This is a genomic window from Thauera sp. SDU_THAU2 (genome assembly GCF_038260575.1).
Taxonomy (GTDB): domain Bacteria; phylum Pseudomonadota; class Gammaproteobacteria; order Burkholderiales; family Rhodocyclaceae; genus Thauera.
In genome coordinates this window covers 16,769-38,595 of record NZ_JBBWUN010000003.1, presented here as the reverse complement: position 1 = coordinate 38,595, position 21,827 = coordinate 16,769, and the positions used below count along the sequence as shown (strand labels likewise).

Annotated in this window: 19 protein-coding genes; 10 read left to right on the top strand and 9 right to left on the bottom strand. The window is 65.8% G+C overall.

What is annotated here, in order from left to right; translation table 11 throughout:
• Positions 1 to 45 precede the first annotated feature (45 nt).
• Complete coding sequence (locus AAFL97_RS01165; protein ID WP_341643383.1) at positions 46 to 2,343, bottom strand: FepA family TonB-dependent siderophore receptor; 2,298 nt, start codon at positions 2,341 to 2,343, stop codon at positions 46 to 48.
• A gap of 264 nt (positions 2,344 to 2,607) precedes the next feature.
• On the opposite strand from AAFL97_RS01165, the gene AAFL97_RS01160 reads away from it, so the two are divergent.
• Both AAFL97_RS01160 and AAFL97_RS01155 read left to right on the top strand, forming a co-directional pair.
• Positions 2,608 to 3,333, top strand: coding sequence for a response regulator (locus tag AAFL97_RS01160; RefSeq protein WP_341643382.1), 726 nt, complete (start codon positions 2,608 to 2,610; stop codon positions 3,331 to 3,333).
• A gap of 38 nt (positions 3,334 to 3,371) precedes the next feature.
• Positions 3,372 to 4,670: an ATP-binding protein gene (locus AAFL97_RS01155; RefSeq protein ID WP_341643381.1), complete on the top strand. Its 1,299-nt coding sequence runs from the start codon at positions 3,372 to 3,374 to the stop codon at positions 4,668 to 4,670.
• Positions 4,671 to 4,851: 181 nt separating this feature from the next.
• Here AAFL97_RS01155 and AAFL97_RS01150 read toward each other — a convergent pair whose 3' ends face one another.
• Complete coding sequence (locus AAFL97_RS01150; protein WP_341643380.1) at positions 4,852 to 5,292, bottom strand: c-type cytochrome; 441 nt, start codon at positions 5,290 to 5,292, stop codon at positions 4,852 to 4,854.
• A 271-nt stretch (positions 5,293 to 5,563) separates the two neighbouring features.
• Between AAFL97_RS01150 and gluQRS the strand changes: the two genes are divergently transcribed.
• Positions 5,564 to 6,580, top strand: a complete 1,017-nt coding sequence (gene gluQRS, locus AAFL97_RS01145; protein ID WP_341643379.1) for a tRNA glutamyl-Q(34) synthetase GluQRS — start codon at positions 5,564 to 5,566, stop codon at positions 6,578 to 6,580.
• Positions 6,502 to 6,930 carry a CoA-binding protein gene (locus AAFL97_RS01140; RefSeq protein ID WP_341643378.1) on the top strand — a complete coding sequence of 143 codons (429 nt, stop codon included), beginning with the start codon at positions 6,502 to 6,504 and terminating at the stop codon, positions 6,928 to 6,930. The genes gluQRS and AAFL97_RS01140 overlap by 79 nt, the downstream gene beginning before the upstream one ends.
• Before the next feature lie 219 nt (positions 6,931 to 7,149).
• Here AAFL97_RS01140 and clsB read toward each other — a convergent pair whose 3' ends face one another.
• The 3 genes from clsB to AAFL97_RS01125 all read right to left on the bottom strand — a co-directional run bounded on the left by clsB (position 7,150) and on the right by AAFL97_RS01125 (position 10,127).
• Positions 7,150 to 8,304: a cardiolipin synthase ClsB gene (clsB, locus tag AAFL97_RS01135; protein ID WP_341647069.1), complete on the bottom strand. Its 1,155-nt coding sequence runs from the start codon at positions 8,302 to 8,304 to the stop codon at positions 7,150 to 7,152.
• Positions 8,304 to 9,053, bottom strand: coding sequence for an endonuclease/exonuclease/phosphatase family protein (locus tag AAFL97_RS01130; RefSeq protein ID WP_341643377.1), 750 nt, complete (start codon positions 9,051 to 9,053; stop codon positions 8,304 to 8,306). The genes clsB and AAFL97_RS01130 overlap by 1 nt, the downstream gene beginning before the upstream one ends.
• Positions 9,054 to 9,212: 159 nt before the next feature.
• The gene (locus AAFL97_RS01125; protein WP_341643376.1) at positions 9,213 to 10,127 is read right to left on the bottom strand and encodes a LysR family transcriptional regulator; all 915 of its coding nucleotides are present in this window, start codon (positions 10,125 to 10,127) and stop codon (positions 9,213 to 9,215) included.
• Positions 10,128 to 10,425: 298 nt separating this feature from the next.
• Between AAFL97_RS01125 and AAFL97_RS01120 the strand changes: the two genes are divergently transcribed.
• Both AAFL97_RS01120 and AAFL97_RS01115 read left to right on the top strand, forming a co-directional pair.
• Entirely contained in the window at positions 10,426 to 11,640 is a 1,215-nt protein-coding gene (locus tag AAFL97_RS01120) for an MFS transporter (RefSeq protein WP_341643375.1), read from the top strand.
• Positions 11,641 to 11,684: 44 nt separating this feature from the next.
• Positions 11,685 to 12,116 (top strand): PaaI family thioesterase, encoded by a 432-nt coding sequence (locus AAFL97_RS01115; protein ID WP_341643374.1) that lies wholly within the window; start codon positions 11,685 to 11,687, stop codon positions 12,114 to 12,116.
• 35 nt (positions 12,117 to 12,151) lie between these two features.
• Here the strand turns inward: AAFL97_RS01115 and AAFL97_RS01110 are convergent, their stop codons facing one another.
• The 4 genes from AAFL97_RS01110 to AAFL97_RS01095 all read right to left on the bottom strand — a co-directional run bounded on the left by AAFL97_RS01110 (position 12,152) and on the right by AAFL97_RS01095 (position 17,104).
• Positions 12,152 to 13,969: an NERD domain-containing protein/DEAD/DEAH box helicase gene (locus AAFL97_RS01110; RefSeq protein ID WP_341643373.1), complete on the bottom strand. Its 1,818-nt coding sequence runs from the start codon at positions 13,967 to 13,969 to the stop codon at positions 12,152 to 12,154.
• Between the two features lie 121 nt (positions 13,970 to 14,090).
• The gene (gene fic / locus AAFL97_RS01105; protein WP_341643372.1) at positions 14,091 to 15,212 is read right to left on the bottom strand and encodes a protein adenylyltransferase Fic; all 1,122 of its coding nucleotides are present in this window, start codon (positions 15,210 to 15,212) and stop codon (positions 14,091 to 14,093) included.
• A 226-nt stretch (positions 15,213 to 15,438) separates the two neighbouring features.
• The gene (nadA, locus tag AAFL97_RS01100; RefSeq protein WP_263463058.1) at positions 15,439 to 16,539 is read right to left on the bottom strand and encodes a quinolinate synthase NadA; all 1,101 of its coding nucleotides are present in this window, start codon (positions 16,537 to 16,539) and stop codon (positions 15,439 to 15,441) included.
• Between the two features lie 112 nt (positions 16,540 to 16,651).
• Positions 16,652 to 17,104 carry a rhodanese-like domain-containing protein gene (locus AAFL97_RS01095; RefSeq protein WP_341643371.1) on the bottom strand — a complete coding sequence of 151 codons (453 nt, stop codon included), beginning with the start codon at positions 17,102 to 17,104 and terminating at the stop codon, positions 16,652 to 16,654.
• A 62-nt stretch (positions 17,105 to 17,166) separates the two neighbouring features.
• Between AAFL97_RS01095 and AAFL97_RS01090 the strand changes: the two genes are divergently transcribed.
• The 4 genes from AAFL97_RS01090 (at position 17,167) to glnL (ending at position 21,817) form a co-directional block, all read left to right on the top strand.
• Positions 17,167 to 18,372 carry a cation diffusion facilitator family transporter gene (locus tag AAFL97_RS01090; protein WP_341643370.1) on the top strand — a complete coding sequence of 402 codons (1,206 nt, stop codon included), beginning with the start codon at positions 17,167 to 17,169 and terminating at the stop codon, positions 18,370 to 18,372.
• 220 nt (positions 18,373 to 18,592) lie between these two features.
• Entirely contained in the window at positions 18,593 to 20,002 is a 1,410-nt protein-coding gene (gene glnA, locus AAFL97_RS01085) for a type I glutamate--ammonia ligase (protein WP_341643369.1), read from the top strand.
• 134 nt (positions 20,003 to 20,136) lie between these two features.
• Positions 20,137 to 20,625, top strand: coding sequence for a DUF4124 domain-containing protein (locus AAFL97_RS01080; protein ID WP_341643368.1), 489 nt, complete (start codon positions 20,137 to 20,139; stop codon positions 20,623 to 20,625).
• 100 nt (positions 20,626 to 20,725) lie between these two features.
• Positions 20,726 to 21,817 (top strand): nitrogen regulation protein NR(II), encoded by a 1,092-nt coding sequence (glnL, locus tag AAFL97_RS01075; protein ID WP_341643367.1) that lies wholly within the window; start codon positions 20,726 to 20,728, stop codon positions 21,815 to 21,817.
• Positions 21,818 to 21,827 lie beyond the last annotated feature (10 nt).

Here is a 21,827-nt window from a genome sequence, read left to right as displayed (position 1 = left end):
GTGGTCCGCCGAACGGCATCGGCAGAACCCAGCGCATCCGGAAACTCAGAACGATGCCGTGTAGGTCACGTAGTAGGCCCGGCCCGGCTCGTTGTAGGTCTTCGCCCCGGCGCCGGTGGAAACGACCCGATCCTCGAAGGGAATCGTCGAGTCCGTCGGACTGTTGGCGGAGGCCAGACGGGCGGCCCGCTTGATTTCCTTGTCGAACAGGTTGCTGATGCCGAAACCCACTCGGTGATTCTTGTTGATCTCCCACGTGCCGTTCAGACCGAGCAGCGCGTAGGCGCTACGCTCCTGGACCGCATCGCCGATCATTCGCCAGCCGTGGTAGCTCACCGTGCGCGGCTTGCGGCGACCGTAGAAAGTGCCCGTCAGCTGCATCGAGAACTGCTCCGTGGCCTGCCATTGCAAGGTGGTGTTCAGGGTGTATTTCGGAATGATGGACACCGGCTGGCCGGTGTCCTTGTTGTGGTTCTTCAGCATCCAGGTGAAGTTGTTGATCAGCCTCAGCGTGCTGCCGTTGTGTCCCAGCAGCGGAATGCTGAGGTTGCCTTCCCAGCCGTGGATCAGCACCTTGCCCGCATTGACCCACTCGTAATCGACCGGATTGTCGAGATCGGTGATGTCGTCGAGCGCCTCCGCCAGCACCTTGTTCTTGTAGTCGTTGCGGAAGTAGGTCAGCGAGCCGTCCCAGCCACCCGGACCGTCCCAGGCCAGGCCGATTTCCTTGTTGACGCTGATCTCCGGCTTCAGGTCGGGATTGCCGCGCACGGTGCAGTCGTAGGAGTCGGGATCGAGGCCCATGCCGTTGTAGGGGCAGGTCGCGCCCAGGCCGGAGGCATAGAGGGGTGAAGTCTGATAAGGATTGGGCGCCTTGAACGTACGCGCGATGCCGCCCTTGAGGGTGAAGCCGCTGCCCAGTTCATACATCGCGTTGAGGCTGGGGCTCCAGTTGGTGCCGAACTGGCTATGGTGATCCAGACGCAGCCCCGGCGTCAGCAGGAAAGCATCGGTGATCGCCATGTTGTCTTCGACGAAGACGGCCTTGGTCGTGTTCTTCAGCTCGACCTGCTTCAACGGATCCGGCTGGCCTGTCGTCAGCAAGGCATTGTTGTCCGCCAGCGCCTGCCGGCGGTATTCGAAGCCGGTGGTCAGCATCTGGTCGATGCCTCCCAGCTGCAGTGGCGTGTTCAGCTCGCCGCTCAGGAAGTAGTTGTCCTGTTCCGACTGCTGCAGCGACGTACCGCTGCTGCAGTTGCCTTCACCCATGCCGCTGCTGCCCTGGCGGCAGTTGATCGTGCGCGTGTTCTCGTACTGGAAGGTAATGCGAGAATCGCCCAGCTCCCCCCATTTGCCGCGATGCGTGATGGCAGCTTGCTGGCGATAGACGCGGCGGGTTTCAGCGCCTTTGTCGGCCCACTCCTGCATCACTCCGGTGGGGCCGAGGGTCGAGGATTCACCGGCGTAGATGTTGCCCTGGCGGCTGAAGCCGGCCTCGAACTCCAGGACCTGATCAGGCGTGAGGTCCCAGCGCACCAAGCCATTGACGTCGCGGTTGCGGCGGCCTTCGCGACCGGCATACCAATAGGGTTCCACTTCGCCGGTCGTGGCGTTGAGCTGCGTGCCGTTGATCTGCGGCTTGTCGCCGCCTGTCTTGGCGGCATTGCCGTAAAGGCGGAAGGAGAGATTCTCGGCGAGCGGACCGGAAAGATTGAAACCCAGGCGGCGTGTGCCATTGCCTTCCAGGCTGTCTTCCGGCTTGCTCAGATAGGTGGTGACCGAACCGGACAGGCTGCCGCCGGGCTTCTTGGTGATGATGTTGATCACGCCACCCGATGCGCCCGAACCGTAGCGGGCGGCCGCAGGGCCACGGATGACTTCGATGCGCTCGATCTGGTCGGCCGGAACCCAGTTGGAGTCGCCGCCGGTGTCACGGTCGCCGGTGCGGCGGGTGATGGCGCCCTGGCGCGAATTCACCGGCTTGCCATCGACCAGGATCATGGTGTTTTCCGCCCCCATGCCGCGCAGGTCGATCTCGCGCTGGTTGCCGTAGGCCCCGACCGAGCTGGTGCCCGACAGGCTGACGCCCGGCTGGGTCATCAGGATCTCGGCCAGGTCGTTGGCCGGCGGACGCTTTTCCAGGTCCTCGCTCGTGATGATCGAAACACCGGTCATCTGCTTCAAGGTTTCTTCCGCAGTGCCCAGCACACGGACTTCGGACAGGGTCGTCTCCGGGCTACCCGATGCCGCCTGCTGCGCGCAGGCGCCATGGGCGAACAGAACAGAACCGACGGCGAAGGCGAGCGGCGTGAGCTTGAGCGAGGTTGGAGCGGAAACGGGCATGGTCATCCTCTTCGTGACAGTAGGTACGGAACATGGAAGTCATGCCTTCCACCCTCCGCAGCCGGAACGGCACGCGATTCGTCATCGAAACGACAAGCGCGTCCGTGGAAAATGAGGATGCGAACTATAATTATTTACTGTCTTGAGCATTTGTCGGAGCGCAGCCCGTTTGTGAGGGCTTACGGCAGCTTCGACATAATTTCCTCACAAATCCAATATATGACTGGATCCAGCAAAACCGGCACCAGTGGAACCAGCACAGTCATGAAACGAAATCGCATCCTGGTCGTGGACGACCACGAGGACATCCGTCATCCGCTCGCCACCTACCTGGGTCGCTACGGTCTGGACGTGAGTACTGCCGCCGACGCTGAAGACGTACGTGCGCTGCTTGCCGAACGGCAGTTCGATCTCATCGTCCTCGATGTGATGCTGCCCGGCGAGGACGGCCTTTCACTGTGCCGCTACATCTACGAGCACCTGAAGATCCCGGTGATCCTCCTGTCCGCGATGGTGGAGCCGGCGGATCGCATCGCCGGCCTCGAACTCGGCGCAGACGACTACGTTCCCAAGCCCTTCGATCCACGCGAACTGCTGGCACGCATCAAGACCGTGCTGCGCCGACTGGATGCAGTCGCAGCGCCGACCGAGCCGCCCCTCGGCGATGGCCACTACTACTTCGAATCATGGGTACTGGATGTCGGCCAGAGGGAGCTTCGCCACAGCGACGGTCGTACGATAGAACTCAGCCCGGTCGAATACCGCCTGCTGCGTGCGCTGGTGGAGCACCCCAATACGGTCCTGAGCCGGGAACGCCTGCTGAGCCTGACCAACCGCGACGACAGCACGCCCTTCGACCGCAGCATCGATACGCAGATCAGCCGCCTGCGCCGTAAACTCGAAGACGACGCACGCAGGCCCCGGTTGCTGCGTACCGCCTGGGGCGACGGCTATCTGCTGTCCGCCGACGTCCGCCGGCTGCGCGCATGAAATTCGGCAGGCTCCTGCCCCGCAGCCTGGTAGGCCAATTGATCGGCCTGCTGCTTGCCGGCATCATCGCCGCCCACCTCATCGCGCTGCCGCTCGACGGCACGGGCACTGGCCGTGTTCTCCCCCACGCACGCGACAATGCGCTGGAACGCATCGCCACCGCTTACCGCGTCACCGAAGCCTGCGGCGATTGCGATGTCGCCGCCGTACTCGAAGCCATGACAAGCCACGACGCGGAATTCAGCCTGAAGGCCTCCGCACCAAGGGCATTCGGCGAGACGAATGCCGAGCTCGCTACGCAACTCACGACGCTCGCGGGGCTCCCCGCGAATGCCGCGGTCCATGTCTACCTGGAGGACAAGGCGCCTGATCCCGATACGCTATCGCTCACCCGCCGCCCGCACGCCATCCTCGATGCGGCCCTGCCGCTGGCCGACGGACGCTGGCTGGTGGCAAACCTGCGCCCCACAGCGCGCTATCAATGGTGGCGCCCGCTGCCGGTCACGCTGTTTGTCAGCGTCCTGCCGGTTCTGCTGATCGTCAGTCTGTTCGCACGGTACATCCTGCGTCCCACCAAGGCACTGGCCGATGCGGCCGAGCGGGTCAGCCGGGGGGAGCGCATCGATCCATTGCCGGTCAGCGGCCCCGCCGAATTGCGCGAAGCCACCGCAGCCTTCAATACCATGCAGCAACGCCTCACCCGCTTCGTCTCCGACCGAACTGCGATGCTGGCCGCCATCGGCCACGATTTCCGCACGCCTCTTGCATCGCTGCGCCTGCAGGTCGAACTGCTGGACGACGAGGCCGTGCGCCAGCCGATGCGCCGAATCCTGGATACGATGCGCGACATGATCGACGAGACCTTGCGCTTTGCCCGCGACGACAGTGTCCGCGAGCCGACACGGGAAGTCGACTTGTCCGTATTGGTCGTCCAGGCTGGCGAAGAGCGGGTCGCGCTGGGGCAGCCGGTAAGCTGGCGCGTTCCCGAAACCTTGCCGTACCGCTGCCGGCCGCTTGCCCTGTCGCGCGCCCTCGGCAACCTGATCGACAACGCCGTCCGCTATGGCGGCAACGCGCACGTCAGCCTCGACCTCCACCCCGACGGCAGCAGGCTCTCCATCGCGGTGGACGACGACGGCCCGGGCATCCCTGAAAACTGGCTGGAGCGTGTGTTCGAACCTTTCGCCCGCCCATCGGCGGCGCGTAGCCAGGACAGTGGCGGGATCGGCCTCGGCCTGGCCATCGCGCGCTCGTGCATCGCCGCCCATGGCGGCGAAATCCAGCTCACGAACCGCCCTGCCGGCGGCCTGTCGGCACGCATCACCTTACCCGCCTGAACCCCCTACAGAGATCACAGCACAGGACGACGGCAGTCCGGCTTACCGGAAGCGGGACCGCGGGGGATGTCGTCCCGATCCACCAGGGTATGAAACGAAAAACGGAGGCTTCCGCCTCCGCCTGTCTGTCGCACACGATGCACGAGCCGCCGGGGCTCGCGTCATCGCGCGTGGCCGTGGCTCACTGCGACTTCGCCACCATGAAGTCCACTGCGGCCTTGACGTCGTCGTCGGGCAGCGTCGCTGCGCCGCCGCGGGCCGGCATCATGCCTTTTTCGCCGGTGTAGCCTTCGATCGCGTGCTTGTACAGGGTCTCGGTGCCCTGGGCGATGCGCGGTGCCCATTCGTCCTTGTTGCCGGGAACCGGCGCACCGGCGACACCTGCGGCATGGCACAGTGCGCAGGTTCTCTTGTAAACACTCTCGCCGCCGGCGTTGGCCGGGGCAGCGGCCGCCGGAGCAGGTGCGGGAGCCGGCGCGGGTGCAGCGGCAGCAGGCGGGGCGGCAGGCGCGGGTGCAGCGGGCGCCGGGGCGGAACCGGCGGAACTGCCGGAATCTTGCCCGCCACAGGCGGCAAGCAGACCGGCAAGGACGGCAGCGAGAATCAGCGGGGTCTTTTTCATTGGAACTCTCCGGTGGGTGTCGGACAAACGATGCGGCACGGGGCGCGACGCATCGCACGTGGGAATGCTACGTGCCGAGCGGAGAGCCTGTGATTGACAGGAATCAATTTGTCCTGCTAAAGCATTGGCTTGGCGCATGCAACCGGCCTCGCCGCCCGGGCCGCACCGACACCGTCGGCCCGGGTTGATGCAGAATCGGGAAGAATCACCCGCGGGACGGCTCCGGCACTGCCACGGCGCCCCGGCCGCCCCGCACCCGCTCCACCTCGACATGAACGCCCTTTCCCGTCCTCCTTTGCCATCATCCCATGTCGGCCGCTTCGCGCCTTCGCCCAGCGGCCCGCTGCATTTCGGCTCGCTGGTCGCGGCGGCGGGCAGCTATCTGGAAGCGCGCCGCCACGGCGGGCGCTGGCTGCTGCGGATCGAGGACGTCGACACGCCGCGCACCGTGCCCGGCGCGGCCGAAGGCATCATCGCCACGCTGGCGCGCTTCGGCTTCGAATGGGATGGCGAGATCGTCTGGCAGAGCCGCCGCAACGATGCCTACCGCGCCGCGCTGGAGCAATTGAAAGCTGCCGGCCACGCCTTTCCCTGCGCCTGTACGCGGCGCGAAATGGCGGATTCGGCGCTCGCCCGCGACGGTTCGCGGCGCTACCCCGGCACCTGCCGCAACGGCCTGCCGCCCGGGCGCACCGCACGCGCATGGCGGGTGCGGGCCGAGGGCGTGATCGGCTTCGACGACGCGATCCAGGGCTGGCAGCAGCAGGACCTCGCGCTCGATGCCGGCGACTACGTGGTGCTGCGCGCCGACGGCCTGTTCGCCTACCAACTGGCCGTGGTGGTGGATGACGCCGAGGCGGGCGTCACCGACGTCGTGCGCGGCGCCGACCTGCTCGACTCGACCGCCCGCCAGATCCATCTGCAAGGCCTGCTCGGCATGCCGCAGCCGGCTTACGCCCACCTGCCGGTCGCCACCAACGCCGCGGGCGAAAAGCTGTCGAAGCAGACCCTCGCCCGCGCCATCGACGAACATCCGCCGGCGGCGGCACTGTGCGCGGCGCTGCGCTTTCTCGGCCAGGCGCCGCCGGCCGGATTCGAGCGCGCCCCGCTGGCCGAAGTCTGGCACTGGGCCTTCCGGCACTGGCAACTCGACGCCGTGCCACGCCGGCGCCACGCCCCCGCAACCACCATCGACCCATCGAGGACATCATGCACCCCAACGACCTCTCCGCCGACCGCGGCGCCATCCGTGAGCTGCTCGCCACCGCCCGCAGAATCGCGATCGTAGGCATCTCGCCGAAGCCGCAGCGGCCGAGCAACGCGGTCGCACGCTACCTGCGCGATGCCGGCTATACCATCATTCCGGTGAATCCGGCCTACGACGAGGTGCTGGGCAAGAAGTGCTACCCCAGCGTGCGCGAGGCGCCCGGGCCGATCGACATCGTGGACGTGTTCCGCAAGCCCGACGAAGTGATGGCAGTGGCCGAGGACGCGATCGCCGCCGGTGCCGGCTGCCTGTGGCTGCAGCTCGGCGTGATCGCACCCGAGGCGGCGCAACGGGCTGCCGAAGCCGGGCTGAAAGTGGTGATGAACCGCTGCACCGAAGTCGAGCACATGGCGCTGGGCCGGCAGGGCTGAAGACTGCCGTGCAGGCAGCTCAGGAATAAAAGGCCTTTTGAAGCCCTTTGAAGGTAATTTCCACCGCCGTATAGGCAGCTTAGAAAAACGACATGCTGGCGCTGTGCCAGCAATGGTTCTTCACTGCCGTATAGGCAGCTTAGAAAACTACATCGGCACGCGCGATACCGAAGGCCCCCTTCCTTGCCGTATAGGCTAGCAAACCCGTATGTGGAAACCTCAATGCTTGCCGCCGTAGCCCGCCAGCCCGATCGCCAGGCGGACGATCTGGTACGAAGTCCAGGTCAGGACGCGCTGCAGCAGCGACAGCCGGCGCCAGTCCGACGGGCGCAGTTCCACCGCGCCGGCCTCCATCTCGCGCGCCAGGCTGGCGCGCAGCTTGGCGGCGAAGGCCTCGTCGTCGACGACGACGTTGGCCTCGCGCGCCAGCAGCAGGCTGAAGGCATCGATGTTGCTCGAACCCACCGTTGCCCAGCGGCCATCCACCACCGCCACCTTGGCGTGCAGCTCGCTGCGGTGGTATTCGAACAGCCGGATGCCGTGCTGCATGAAATACGGGTAGAGCGCGCGCGTGGCGTGGCGCTGCAGCGGGTGGTCGGCCACGCCCTGCAGCAGCAGGGTGACTTCCACGCCGCGCGCGGCGGCATCGACCAAGGCCTGGCGGAAACGCCGGCCCGGGAAGAAGTAGGCATTGGCGATGACGATCTCGTTCCTGGCGCTGCCGATCGCATCCAGGTAGGCATTCTCGATCGCGTGGCGAAAGCGCAGGTTGTCGCGCACGACGAAGGCGGCGCGGATGTCGCCGGCCGCCTCGGTCTGCGCCGGCGCGCCCAGCGGCTGATGCGAACGGCGGCGGAAGCTGGCCCATGACAGCAGGCGCCACAGGCGCTGCGCGGAAGCGAGGATCGGCGCCAGGATCGGCCCCTGCACATGCACGGCGTAGTCGTAGCGCGGATGCGCCGGGCCGTCGGCATGGAAATCGTCGATGATGTTGATGCCGCCGACGAAAGCCTCGCGCCCATCCACCACCACCACCTTGCGATGCAGGCGGCGCAGGCGATGGCGGCGCAGCGACAGCGCACGCAGTTCGGGACGATAGATCAGGACCTTGACGCCGTTTTCGAGCAGCCGCGGCAACAGGTGGACGACGAAGCTGCGACCGCCGAAGCCGTCGACCATCAGCCTGACCTCCACGCCGCGCGCGGCGGCACGTTCGAGCGCGGCGGCGATGCTGCGCCCGGTCTCGTCCGGCTCGAAGATGTAGCCCTGCAGGAAGATCTCCTGTCCGGCACGGTCGATCGCGTCCCGCAGCGCGGGGAAATACTGTTCGCCGTTTTCCAGCAGACGCACCGCGTTGCCGGACAGGAAGGCGATCAAGCCAGCGGCTCCAGTTCGGCCGTCAGCGCTGCGTGGTCGGAAATCTGTGCCCAGGGCGCGCCGAAGTGCACCTCGGCGCGCCGGATGCGGAAGCCCCGCACATAGATGCGATCGAGGCGAAAGAAGGGCAGCGCGCTCGGAAAGCTGCGCGCCGGCCGCCCGAGGTCGTTGCCGAAGGCTTCGACCAGGCCGAGCCGGCTGGCCAGCAGGCGGTCGGCGTGGTTGCGCCAGTCGTTGAAGTCGCCGGCGATGATCAAGGGCTCGCCGTCGGGTGCGACGTGTTCCATGCGTTCGGCCAGCGTTTCCATCTGCCGCCGCCGGCTGCCGCCCATCAACCCCAGATGCACGCAGACGCAATGCACCGGCGTGTCGAAGCCCGGCACTTCCACCTCGACGTGCAGCAGGCCGCGGCGCTCGAAGCGATGGTCGGACACGTCGTGATTGGCCTGGCTCAGGATCGCGTGGCGGCTGAGGATGGCGTTGCCGTGATGGCCATGGTCATACACCGCATTGCCGCCGTAGGCGGTCTGGTGCCAGTTCTCCTCGGCGAGGAACTCGTGCTGCGGCAGCACGGGCCAGTTCGGGTGGCGCTCGGGGTGGCGCAGGTGCAGCCCCTGCACTTCCTGCAGGAAGACGAGATCGGAATCCAGCGTACGCAGGCGGTCGCGCAGTTCGTGCACCACCATGCGGCGGTTGAACTGCGAAAAACCCTTGTGGATGTTGTAGGTACAGATGCGCAGGTTCATGAGCGGAAAAGTCCCCGGTCAGCATGCGGTCACGGGATATCATATGCGGCCCGCACGCGGAAATTAAAGCGTTTCCGCCACAAAAGCCTGCGCGGCAGCTGCGGAAGCAGGGTGCCAGGCCTTTTCAGGCGCGGCCGGGTAATGCAATGCGGCGACGCTTCACGTGCGCTCCCACGGCGGCAGCGGCTGGAAATGCCCCAGCAAGGCATCGAGAAAGACGCGCAGCTTGGGCAGGCGCACCCGGCTGGGGGTGTAGCAGGCGTACAGGTCGCGGCCGAACACGATGTCCGGCTCGTAGTCGTCCAGCACCGTCTGCAGGGCACCGGCCGCCAGTTCCCGATGGCACAGGTAGGTCGGCAGGATGGCGATGCCATGGCCGGCGCGCACCGCATCGAAAATGCAGTCGATGTTGTTGAAATGGATGCGGCTGCGCACCGGCACCACGGTCTCGACGCCCTCGCCGTCGATCAGCACCCAGCGCTTGTTGTCGCCCAGCACGTAGCTCAGGCACTGGTGCTGCAGCAGATCCAGTGGCTGGCGCGGGCGGCCATGGCGGACGAGATAGTCCGGCGCGGCACACACCACCCGGCGCAGACTGACGATGCGGCGCGCCACCGCGTCGTCCGGCGGCAGGCGCGTCATGCGCAGCGCGAGGTCGATGTTGTCGCCGACCAGGTCGACGACGCGATCGGTGAGGATCAACTCGATCTCGAGTTCCGGATGGGCCGCCGCGACCTCCGGCAGCAGCGGCGCCACGCAATGGCGGCCGAAAGCGACGGTGGCGCTCACCCGCAGCGTGCCGCAGGGCCGGTCGCCGAGATTGCGCACCGCGAGCTCGGTGCTGTCCACCGCCTCCAGCGCACGCAGCGCATGCTGGCGGAACACTTCGCCGGCCGGCGTCAGCGCCAGCCTGCGGCTGGAGCGCTCGAACAGCCGCGCACCCAGGCGGCGCTCCAGTTCGGCCATCTGCTTGCTGACCTGGGCGCGGGTGCAGCCCAGCGTGCGTGCCGCCGCCGCCATGCTGCCGCCTTCGGCGACGCGGACGAAGCAGTCCCAGGCAGGCAGCCAGTTCATGACATCTCCTTGCCGCGACATCCGGCATCGTGGGCTTGGTTCATCCTTGCTCTCCTGTGGCACGCGGGGGAAACACGCTGCGCTGCGGAACATGCCGCGTGCTTGCCGGCCGAGCAGACGGGGGGCCCGCCTTCGACATCGACACCGTCAACGAATCGTTGACATGATGCATCGAATCGCGGGCTTTTCCGTACTACGATGCGGAAACTATCCTCACGCCATCTCCCGCCGCGCCGGCGCACAGGCTCTGCAACCCGCCGAACGGCTCCACTTCCCACTCCTCCCCGGATCGCTCCGAATGTTCCACTCCCTGCGCCAGCCCGGCGTGCTCGCCATCACCCTCGCCGCCGCCGGCATCCTCGCCATCACGATGGGCGCACGCCAGTCGCTCGGCCTGTTCGTCAGCCCGCTCAACAGCGCCACCGGGCTGGGCATCGCCTCGATCAGCCTGGCACTGGCCGTCGGCCAGTTCACCTGGGGGGCGATCCAGCCCATCGCCGGTGCTGCCGCCGACCGCTGGGGGCCGCGTGCGGTGCTGGTCGCCGGCATCCTGGTGCTGGCGCTGGGCAGCGCGATCACGCCTTTCATGGATTCCACCTTTGGCCTGGTGGTGTCGCTCGGCCTGTTGTCGGCGATCGGCTCGGGCGCAGGCAGCTTCTCGGTGCTGATCGGCGCCGCCGCCCAGCGCCTGCCGGCGGAAGCGCGCGGCGCGGCCTCGGGCGTGATCAATGCCGGCGGCTCCTTCGGCCAGTTCGTGTTCGCGCCCCTGCTGCAGAAGCTGATCCAAGTGTTCGGCTGGATGGGAGCGCTGTGGTCGCTGGCGGTGATGACGCTCGCGGCACTGCCGCTGATCGGCAAGGTGGCCCAGAGCGACCATGCGGCTGCGCGGCCGGCAGAGGAAAAGGGCGGCCTGCGGCGCGCGGTGCGCGAAGCGATGGGCGATCGCAGCTATCTGCTGCTGCATGCCGGCTTCTTCACCTGCGGCTTCCACATCGCCTTCCTCGTCACCCACCTGCCGGGCGAGGTGGACCTGTGCGGCCTGCCGCCCTCGGTGGCGAGCTGGTCGCTGGCGATCATCGGCCTGGCCAACATCTTCGGCAGCCTGTACGCCGGCTCCTGGGTGGCGCGCTACCGCAGCCGCAACGTGCTGGCGCTGATGTACGCCTCGCGCGCAGTGCTGGTGGCGCTGTACCTGGTACTGCCGAAGACCGAATGGACCTTCTATCTGTTCGCCGCCGGGCTGGGCTTCACCTGGCTGGCGACGGTGCCTCCCACCGCCGCGCTGGTCGGCAAGCTGTTCGGCATCCGCTACCTCGGCACGCTGTTCGGCCTGACGCTGCTGTCGCACCAGATCGGCGGCTTCCTCGGCGCCTGGCTGGGCGGCATCAGCATCACGCTGACCGGCGACTACAGCTGGATGTGGTACGCCGACATCGCCCTGGCCGCGCTCGCCGCGGTGCTGAACCTGCCGATCCGCGAAGCGCCGGTGGTACGCGCGCCGCAGCCGGCCTGAAGCTCACCCCCCAACCCCCATTGCCCCAACCAAGGAGCATGCCCATGAGCATCCTGCGCCCCGACATCGACGTCGCCCTGCTGAACGAGCGCGGCGGCGAATACCTGCCCGGCTACCTCGGCATCGAGATCCTGAGCGTCGCCCAGGGAACGCTGAGCAGCCGCATGCCGGTGAAGAAGCTGCACATCGCCCCCAACGAGTTCCTGCACGCCGCCAGCGTGGTGGCGCTGGCCGACACCAGTTGCGGCTACGCCACCGTCGCCCATCTGCCGGCAGGCGCGGAATCCTTCACCACCATCGAACTGAAGAGCAACCACCTCGGCACCGTGCGCGAAGGCGCGATCCGCTGCGTCGCCACCGCCCAGCACCTCGGCCGCAACACCCAGGTGTGGGACGCGACCGTCAGCGACGAGGCCAGCGGCCGTACCATCGCACTGTTCCGCTGCACGCAGATGATTCTGTGGCCGAAGGCTTGAGGCGAACATGGCCCCAGGAGGGCACGAAACCGGGGCTAGGCCAGGAGACGTTCGACCACCGGTGATTGTTGGGAATAGGTCAGGAAAGCCTCGTGCGTCGCACGCGTTATGGCAACGTAAGTCAACCGAACGTCATCTTCGATAGAATCTGAAGACAGTGCCCCCAGCCCGCCGACCGCGACACATGGGAATTCCAGGCCCTTCGACGAGTGCATGCTGATGAACCTGACGGCATCGCGATCTGCCCGCACCCGGTTCTTGTTCTTCTTCGCCACGTCGACCGGAATGTCGTAGCGGGCGAAAGTCTTTTCGAATCGCTCCCCGATATGGTGTTGAGGATATAGCACCGCCATGTGGCCCCATTGATAGCCTGCCGTATGGCGCGCCAAAAGCCATTCGGCAATGGCATGTGCTTCGGCGACGTAATCCACGCACTTGCGCACTTCAGGTTCCAGCCCCTGCCGGCCTGCATCTTCGGGCAAAAGAATGGCGTCTTCATCGTCAGCGCAGACGCCCGGCGCACCCAGCACATCGGCAGCCACCTTGCGTGCGAAACGCAATATCTGCGCGGTATTGCGATAGTTGACCTTGAGCACCGTGGTGCGGCCCGAAGCTTCGATGCCGAGTTGCTTCCAGACGGGCCTCGAACGGCCCTTGTAAATGGCCTGGGCATCGTCATAGACGATCATCAGTGACTTCGTGTCCGGATTCACCATCCGGGCAGCGAGCTCAAGCCACTGCGGCTCGAAGTCGTGCGCTTCGTCGATCAGGATTGCGTCGTACTGCCCGCCGGCAATCAAGCCTCTATCCACCGCATCGGTGACGGCCTGGACACGCGCGGCCAGAAACTCATTGGTCGACGCATAGCCCTTCCTGGCCGGCGATTCGAGGTCACCGTGTTGCAGCATGCGCTCACACCAGGCATGAAAAGTGGAAACGATGACCCTGTCTTCCACGCCGCGATCCTGCATGGCGTTTTCCAGACGGCCGGCAATTGCGTTCGCGTAGCACAGCACGAGTACCGGCCGCGCCGCCGCCCGCGCCAGATGTTTGGCACGGAAGGCAAGGATCAGCGTCTTTCCCGAGCCCGCCACACCGCGAATGATGCGGTGTCCCTCGCCCAGGCTGCGCGCAATCAGTTCCTGCTGCATATCCATGACCGCGAGCATGCGATCATCTGCCGGGGAGGCAGATTTGCCCTCCGGCTCATCGAGCGGCAGGGCAATCTGCCTGACCTGTACTTCAGGAAACAGGCGCGCACGCACTCTGTCGAGCTGGGGCAGCCCCAGGCTCGGTCCCAAACGCGGCGATACCATCTTCCAGATGCGCTCCCGGAAATCTTCCGGATCGACGCTTTCGGTCATCTCGTCGCGAAAGATGCAGCGATTCGGCGGGAACACCTCGCGCAAGTCGGTGCCGTCGAACTGCCTGCGCGTGATGTTGGTGAACACCACGCCATGGCCGAAGGGCAAGACGAGCTGCCCCTTGAAGCGCCCCTCGTCGAAAACCAGGATCTTTTCCTGCCTCAGGGTACTGACCACATTGAACATGTAGCCGCGCACCTGTTCGAATGGATTCTCGTCACCGACGGAGCCCCGATCCGTCAATAACTCGACCCTCTTCTGGTCGGCATTGACGATGGTTTCCAGCCGCCAGTCCTTCACCTCCAGCACCACGATGCCCTGCTGAGGATGCAGCACGACGAAATCCGGATGCTTGCCAAACGGTCCGACCGAAAGGTTGTGCCAGACCCAGGCGTTGTCCTCCAGAAAATCCTTCAACCTTTCCGCGAGGCGTAGCTCGCCTCTGGCATCGAACCGTGCCGCACCCAAGGAAGGAATCAAGGTAGCCATGTTTCGATCGCAGTCATCTGAAAAGGCGCTTGCGCGCGCGTACCCTGATGATTGTATCTTTCACTGCCTTGGCCATGCCTCCAGCATCCGACCGCCGGTCCATGCCGTGGCTGAACGGCCTTCAGGCATAGGAAGCAAAGTCGTTGCCGTCGCGGCTCAGCAATTGCAGCAGCTTGGGATGCAGGAAGAGCTTTTCACGGCCGGCTGTGATCTCGCGCAGGACGCCGATGGCGACGAGGTCTTTCAGATAGCGCGAGGCGGCCTGACGCTGGGCAATGTCCTTGTCGATCAGGTCGCCGATGCGGCAATACGGCTGCTCGAAGATGACGTCGATCAGATCGCGGCTGTAAATTTTCGGCTGGCGGTCGCGGACGAACTCGGCGGTATGCTCGGACAGGGCCCGGATGGCGGCGATCTTGGCGGTCGTCCAGGCAGCGGTGTCGGCAATGGCGTCGAGCATGAACAGCGTCCATTCCTCCCAGGCAGCTTCCGTGGTGACGGCGAGCAGCAGTCGGTAATAGTCAGCCTTGTGCGCAATCAGGTAACGGGACAGGTAAAGAATGGGCAGGCTGAGCAGTTCTTCCTGGATCAGCCAAAGGATGTTGATGACGCGCCCGGTACGTCCGTTGCCATCGGTGAACGGATGGATGGCTTCGAACTGATAATGGCCGACCGCCATGCGGATCAGCGGATCGAGGTCGGTCGCACCGTGCAGGAAACGCTCCCAATCGGCGAGCATGTCCCTCAGGCGGTTTTCACCGTCTGGAGGCGTATAGATGACTGCACCGCTGCGGTCGTTGATGAGTTGCGTTCCGGGGGTACGCCGGATGTCCATCGCGACACCTTTGAGTGTGCTGCATACCTCGACAGCCGTGGCAGTACACAAGGGCTTGTCGGCCAGCGACAGATAGCCACGCCGCAAGGCCGATCGATAGCGCAGGGCTTCCTTGGTCGCAGGATCGGCGTGCGCGTCGCTCTGGGCGTGCTGGAAGAGTTTGTCGGTGGTGGTGACGATGTTCTCGATTTCCGAGCTGTCCTTGGCTTCGAGCAAGGGGATGGTGTTGATCAACATGCTCTGGTTCGGGATCAGCTCGGCTGCCTGCTTGAGTTCGGCCAGTGCCGCGCGGGCAAGGATGCAGCGCTTGAGCACAGCCTTGCTCTCCAGATCACAGGCTGGCGGCAGGCGCGGCAAGGCGTTGTGAGGCGTCGCGGGATTCCAGGCGGGCATTGCAGCGGTACCCAAGAGACGGTCGAAGCACCAGATTATGTCCTCGCCAGCGACAGGTCAATGAAACATGTCACTATTTCTCAAAAACATCGACACGTTTTTAGGACATGTCGCCGGCAGCGACATATCACCGGAACGTGTCGATGTTTCTCCATTTCGGCGACATGTCGCGACACGGCCTGATGCAAAAAGGGCGGCTCCCACGAGGAAAGCCGCCCTTTTCGTTCCTGCAGGTATGCGCTCAGGACACGGCCAGCATCCGGTCGAGGGCGATGCGGGCTAGTTCGGCCTCGTGCTGCGGCACCTTGATCTGGTTGACGACCTTGCCGTCGGCGAGGTTTTCCAGCGTCCAGGCCAGATGCTGCGGGTCGATGCGCTGCATGGTCGAGCACATGCACACCGTCGGCGCCATGAACTGGATGTGCTTGCCATGCGGCTTCATCTCCTCGGCCAGCCGGCTGACGAGGTTCAGTTCGGTGCCGACCAGCCAGCGCGTGCCTTCGGGCGCGGCGGTGATGGTGTTGATGATGTATTCGGTGGAGCCGACGTAGTCGGACTTGCGGCATACGTCGAGGCTGCTTTCGGGGTGCGAGATCACCAGGCCGCCCGGGTTCTTCTCGCGCCAGCGGTCGATATGCACCGGCTGGAACATCTGGTGCACCGAGCAGTGGCCCTTCCACAGCAGGATCTTGGCCTTGCGGATCTGCTCGGGCGTGAGGCCGCCGTATTCGAGGTCGGGGTCCCACACCACCATTTCGTCGAGCGGGATGCCCTTCTTGAAACCGGTCCAGCGGCCGAGGTGCTGGTCGGGGAAGAACAGCACTTTCTCGCGCTTGGCGAAGGCCCAGTCGAGGATGGTCGGCGCGTTGGTCGAGGTGCAGACGATGCCGCCGTGCTCGCCGCAGAAGGCCTTCAGGTCGGCGGCGGAGTTGATGTAGGTGACCGGCGTGATCAGTTCGTCGGGCTTGTCCAGCACTTCGGTCAGTTCGCGCCAGCAGCGCTCGACCTTGGCCAGATTGGCCATGTCGGCCATCGAACAGCCGGCGGCGAGGTCGGGCAGGATGGCAATCTGGCTGGGCTTGGACAGGATGTCGGCAACTTCGGCCATGAAGTGCACGCCGCAGAAGACGATGTACTCAGCTTCGGTCTGCGAGGCCAAGCGGGCCAGCTTGAGCGAGTCGCCGGTGAGGTCGGCATGCTGGTAGACGTCGGCACGCTGGTAGTGGTGGCACAGCAGCACCGCGCGATCGCCGAGGCGGGCGCGGGCGGCACGGATGCGCTCCTGCGCCTCGTCGTCGGCGAGCGCGTTGAAGCGGTCGAAGCTGATGGTGGCTACTTGCATGATGCGGGTCCGGTTCCTGTAGGAAGGGATGCAGGCCTGTCGGCCTTCGTGACTCGGAGCAGCCTCGCCCGGAGGGGTTCCGGTGGCGAGCGCCCGGATTGTAAGGAAAAGCTCAGCCCTGCTGCCAGGGCAGGCCGGCATGGCGCCAGCCGCCTACCCGGTTGCGCTGGCCGTTGGCGTCCTTGTCGCCTTCGAAGCCTTCAAGCACGTTATAGCAGTTGCTGTAGCCGGCTTCGACCGCCGCGCGGGCGGCACCGTCGGAACGGCCGCCGGAGCGACACAGGAACATCACCAGCGCCTCGGCATCGACCTGGTGCCTGAGCTGATTGACGAAACTGGCATTGCGCTGCATGCCGGGCCAGGACAGCCACTCGATCTCGACCGCTCCGGGCACCCGCCCGACCCAGTCGAGCTCGGCGCGCGTGCGCACGTCGACCAGCCTGGCACCCGGCGCCAGTTGCAGCACCTGCCAGGCTTCGGCCGGCGTCAGCGCGCCCTGGTAGGGCAATTCGAGGTCGGCGGCGCGCCGGCGGGCCAGCGCCAGCAGATCGGACAGGGTTCCCATGCGAGCATCCGTCTAGAATCGTGTATCGCGCGAAGTATAGCGCGTCATTCCCAGGCTCCTGCATGATCCACGTTCATCCGCACCCGCCCGCTGCCCGCTCCCCCTTGCCGCCGGACGGTGACGAGGCCCTGCGCAGCCGGGGCATCCAGCGCACCACGCTGATCGCCATCGCCACCAACGCACTGCTTTCGCTCGCGCAGATCACCGTCGGCCTGTTCGCCAATGCCTTCAGCCTGGTGGCGGATGCGGCCCACACGCTGTCCGATCTGGTCACCGACGTGCTGGTGCTGTTCGCCGGCCGCCGCGGCGCCGACCCGGCCGACGCCGGCCATCCCTACGGCCACGGCCGCATCGAAACGGTCACGACGATGCTGCTCGGTGCCGTGCTCGCGGCGGTCGGCATCGGTTTCCTGTGGAGCTCGGGGCTGCGCCTGCAGCACATGGACGCCTTGCCGGAACTACATCCGGCCGCCCTCGCGATGGCCTTGCTGACCCTGGCCGCCAAGGAAGGCCTGTTCCGCTACACGCTGGCCGCCGCGCGGCGGCTGAAGGCGCCGCTGCTGGAAGCCAACGCCTGGCATGCGCGCTCGGACGCGGCGTCGTCGCTGGTGGTGGCGATCGGCATCGGCGGCAGCCTGGCGGGCTACCCCTTCCTCGAACCGCTGGCCGCCGCGCTGGTGGGCTTCCTGATCGTGGGCATGGGGGTTCGCCTGAGCTGGCAGGCCGTCCGCGAGTTGATCGATACCGGCCTGTCGGAAGACGAGCTGGCACGCCTCCGGGAAACCATCGAAGCGACGCCCGGCGTCATCGGCCTGCACGACGTGCGCACGCGGCGCATGGCCGGCCGGGTGCTGTGCGACGCCCACGTGCAGGTCGAACCGCGGCTGACGGTTTCCGAAGGCCACCGGGTGTCGGACGAGGTTTACCTTCACGTGCGTGCGGCCCACCCCGAAATACAGGACATGCTGGTGCATATCGACCCCGAGGACGATGGTGGTTCACGGGCGGCGCCTGTCGGCCCGCTGCCCGCGCGCAAGGACGTCGCCGCCGCGGTCGGCCAGTTGCTCGGCCACGATGCCCCCGCCCCCCTGCAGATCCAGATCCACTACCTGGGCAAACGGATCGACGTCGAGGTGCTGCTGCCTGCCGCCGTGCCTACCGCCGTGCCTGCCGGGCAGGCGGAAACGCTCAGCCGGCGCACCGAAGCCTGGCTGGAAGCACATGCCGAATACCGCTCGATCCGCTTCTTCCAGCAGATCGCACCATGATGGTGCATGCAGCATAAACAAAGCACCTGTTTGGTGCATACCCCACACGGACCGGCACCGCCATTGCGCATCGGCCCTTGTGGCACAATGAGCCACGGACAGGCACCCTGCCTGGCACGCTTGATGCTTACTCGAACGACGAATTCCCGCCCACGGGTCCAGTACCGGTGTGCAAACCACCATTACGCAACCAACGCCTCATCTCATCAGGAGTGAATGCATGAACGCCCAAGACGTCATGAAGATGATCCAGGAAAACGAAGTCCGCTTCGTGGATCTGCGCTTCACCGATACCCGCGGCAAGGAGCACCACGTCGGCCTGCCGGTTTCCGCTTTCGAGGAAGAGCACTTCGAGCACGGTCATCCCTTCGACGGCTCGTCGATCGCCGGCTGGAAGGGCATCCAGGCTTCGGACATGATCCTGATGCCGGAACCCGCGTCCGCCTACATCGACCCCTTCTTCGACGAAACCACGCTGGTGCTGAGCTGCGACGTCATCGAGCCGTCCGACGGCAAGGGTTACGACCGCGACCCGCGCTCGATCGCCAAGCGCGCCGAGGCCTACCTGAAGAGCACCGGCATCGGCGACACCGCCTTCTTCGGCCCCGAACCCGAGTTCTTCATCTTCGACGCGGTCGAATGGTCGGTCGACATGTCCGGCGTCCCCAGCAAGATCATCTCGGAAGAGGCCGCCTGGTCCACCGCCGACAAGTTCGAAGGCGGCAACACCGGCCACCGTCCGCGCGTCAAGGGCGGCTACTTCCCGGTGCCGCCGGTCGATAGCCTGAACGACGTCCGCGCCGCCATGGTGCTGGCGCTCGAAGCCTGCGGCGTGCCGGTCGAAGTGCATCACCACGAAGTCGCCAACGCCGGCCAGTGCGAGATCGGCACCAAGTTCAGCACCCTGACCAAGCGCGCCGACTGGACCCAGGTGCTGAAGTACATCGTGCACAACGTCGCCCACCAGTACGGCAAGACCGCGACCTTCATGCCCAAGCCCATCGTCGGCGACAACGGCTCCGGCATGCACGTGCACCAGTCGATCTGGAAGGACGGCCAGAACCTGTTCGCCGGCAACGGCTACGCCGGCCTGTCGGAAACCGCGCTGTACTACATCGGCGGCATCATCAAGCACGCCCGCGCGCTGAACGCGATCACCAATCCGGGCACGAACTCGTACAAGCGCCTGGTGCCGCACTACGAAGCACCGACCAAGCTGGCCTACTCGGCCCGCAACCGCTCGGCTTCGATCCGCATCCCCTACGTCGCCAACCCGAAGGGCCGCCGCATCGAGGCGCGCTTCCCGGATCCGCTGGCCAACCCCTACCTGTGCTTCGCCGCGCTGCTGATGGCGGGCCTGGACGGCATCCAGAACAAGATCCACCCGGGCGATCCGGCCGACAAGAACCTGTACGACCTGCCGCCGGAAGAAGACGCGCTGATCCCGACCGTGTGCACCAGCCTCGACCAGGCGCTGGAGTACCTCGACAAGGATCGCGAATTCCTGACCCGCGGCGGCGTCTTCTCCAACGACTTCATCGATGCCTACATCGAGCTGAAGATGGAGGAAGTCACCCGCATGCGCATCACCACCCACCCGGTGGAGTTCGACATGTACTACAGCCTGTAATCCGAGGATTACTGCGCAGACAGGAGAGGACGGGCATTGCCCGTCCTTTTTTTATGGGGTCTAATCCAGCCACCATTCCATCAGGATGGCGCCGGCCCGACCCCGTCCGGCGCAGCGAACCGACGAACACGAGCATGCGCCTGCTTCGAATCCTCCCGCTGACCCTGCTGCTTTACGCCGCCCTTCCCGCCCAGGCGGCGGTCTACAAGTGCATCGACGCCGAAGGCCGCGTGACCTACACCAACGACCCCGGCGCGGCGCGCGGCTGTACCGCGCTCGATACCGGCCAGTCGGTATCGACCGTGCCCGCCCCGGTGCGCCGCCCGGCAGCGACGCCAAGCACCACGCCCTCCTCCTCGCCGTCGAACTTCCCCAGGGTCAGCCCCGGCGACCAGCGCGCTCGCGACGACGGCCGCCGACAGGTACTGCAGTCCGAACTGGAAAGCGAGGAGTCCGCACTGGCAAGCGCCGAAGCTGCGCTGGCCGAACAGGAATCGATCCGCCTCGGCGATGAGCGCAATTACCAGAAAGTGCTCGACCGACTGCAGCCCTACAAGGACAAGGTCGAACTGCACAAGCGCAACATCGAAGCCCTGCGCCGGGAAATTTCCGGCCTGAGGTGACGCGGCGGCACGGCTGCGCACCATCTTCGGGCGCCACGCCCCGTGGCCACACACTGGCGCGTATCTTGCGTGTCACCCTGGAGACAAACAGGACGCGCACATGCCGAAGCATCCTCCACCCATCGTCACCGGCCCTTTCGCCGGCCTCGAGCTGCTGTCGTCAGCCGTCGTGCTGGTCGATGAGAAGCTGATCATCCGCTACATCAATCCCGGCGCCGAGAATCTGTTCGCGATCAGCCGGCGCAAGCTGCTGGAGCAACCCCTGAGCCGCCTGCTCGGCACGCCGCCAGGGCTCTGCTCGGCGCTGGAAAGCGCCCTCCACACCAATTGGAGCTATACCGGCCAGGACATGACGATCTCGCGCGGCAGCGCCGAGCCGATCCGGCTCGACTGCACCGTCAGCCCGGTCGAGACCAACGGCGTCCGCCTGCTGCTGGAATTCCGCCCGATCGACGCCCAGTTGCGCGTGGCCCGCGAGGAGCAGTTGCTGCAGCAGCAGCAGGCCAACCGCGAACTGATCCGCAACCTGGCGCACGAGATCAAGAACCCGCTGGGCGGCATCCGCGGCTCGGCGCAGCTGCTGCAGCACGAACTGGACGACCCGCAGCTGCGCGAATTCACCGAAGTCATCATCGCCGAGGCCGACCGCCTGCAGGACCTGATGAACCGGCTGCTGAACTCGCATTCGATGATGCGGCCCGCACCGCTGAACATCCATGACGTGCTCGAACGCGTGCGCCGCCTGATCCTGGCCGAATTCCCCGCGCTCGAGATCCGGCGCGACTACGATCTGAGCCTGCCCGACATCACCGCCGACCGCGAACAGTTGATCCAGGCCATCCTGAACATCGTGCGCAACGCCGCCCAGGCGCTGGAGGGCATCGGCGAGATCCATCTGCGCAGCCGGGTGGCCCGCCAGGTCACGCTGGCCAAGCGGCGCTACAAGCTGGCATTGGAATTGCAAGTGATCGACAACGGCCCCGGCATTCCGGCGGAGATCCACGACAAGATCTTCTACCCGCTGGTTTCGGGCCGGGAAGGTGGCAGCGGCCTGGGCCTGTCGCTGGCCCAGAGCTTCATCGAGCAACATCAGGGCATGATCGAGGTGGATAGCCGTCCGGGGCGCACCTGCTTCACGATCCTGCTGCCGATTTCCGATCGTGCGCTGGCCGCCGGCAGCGCACCAGAATAGTGCATACGAC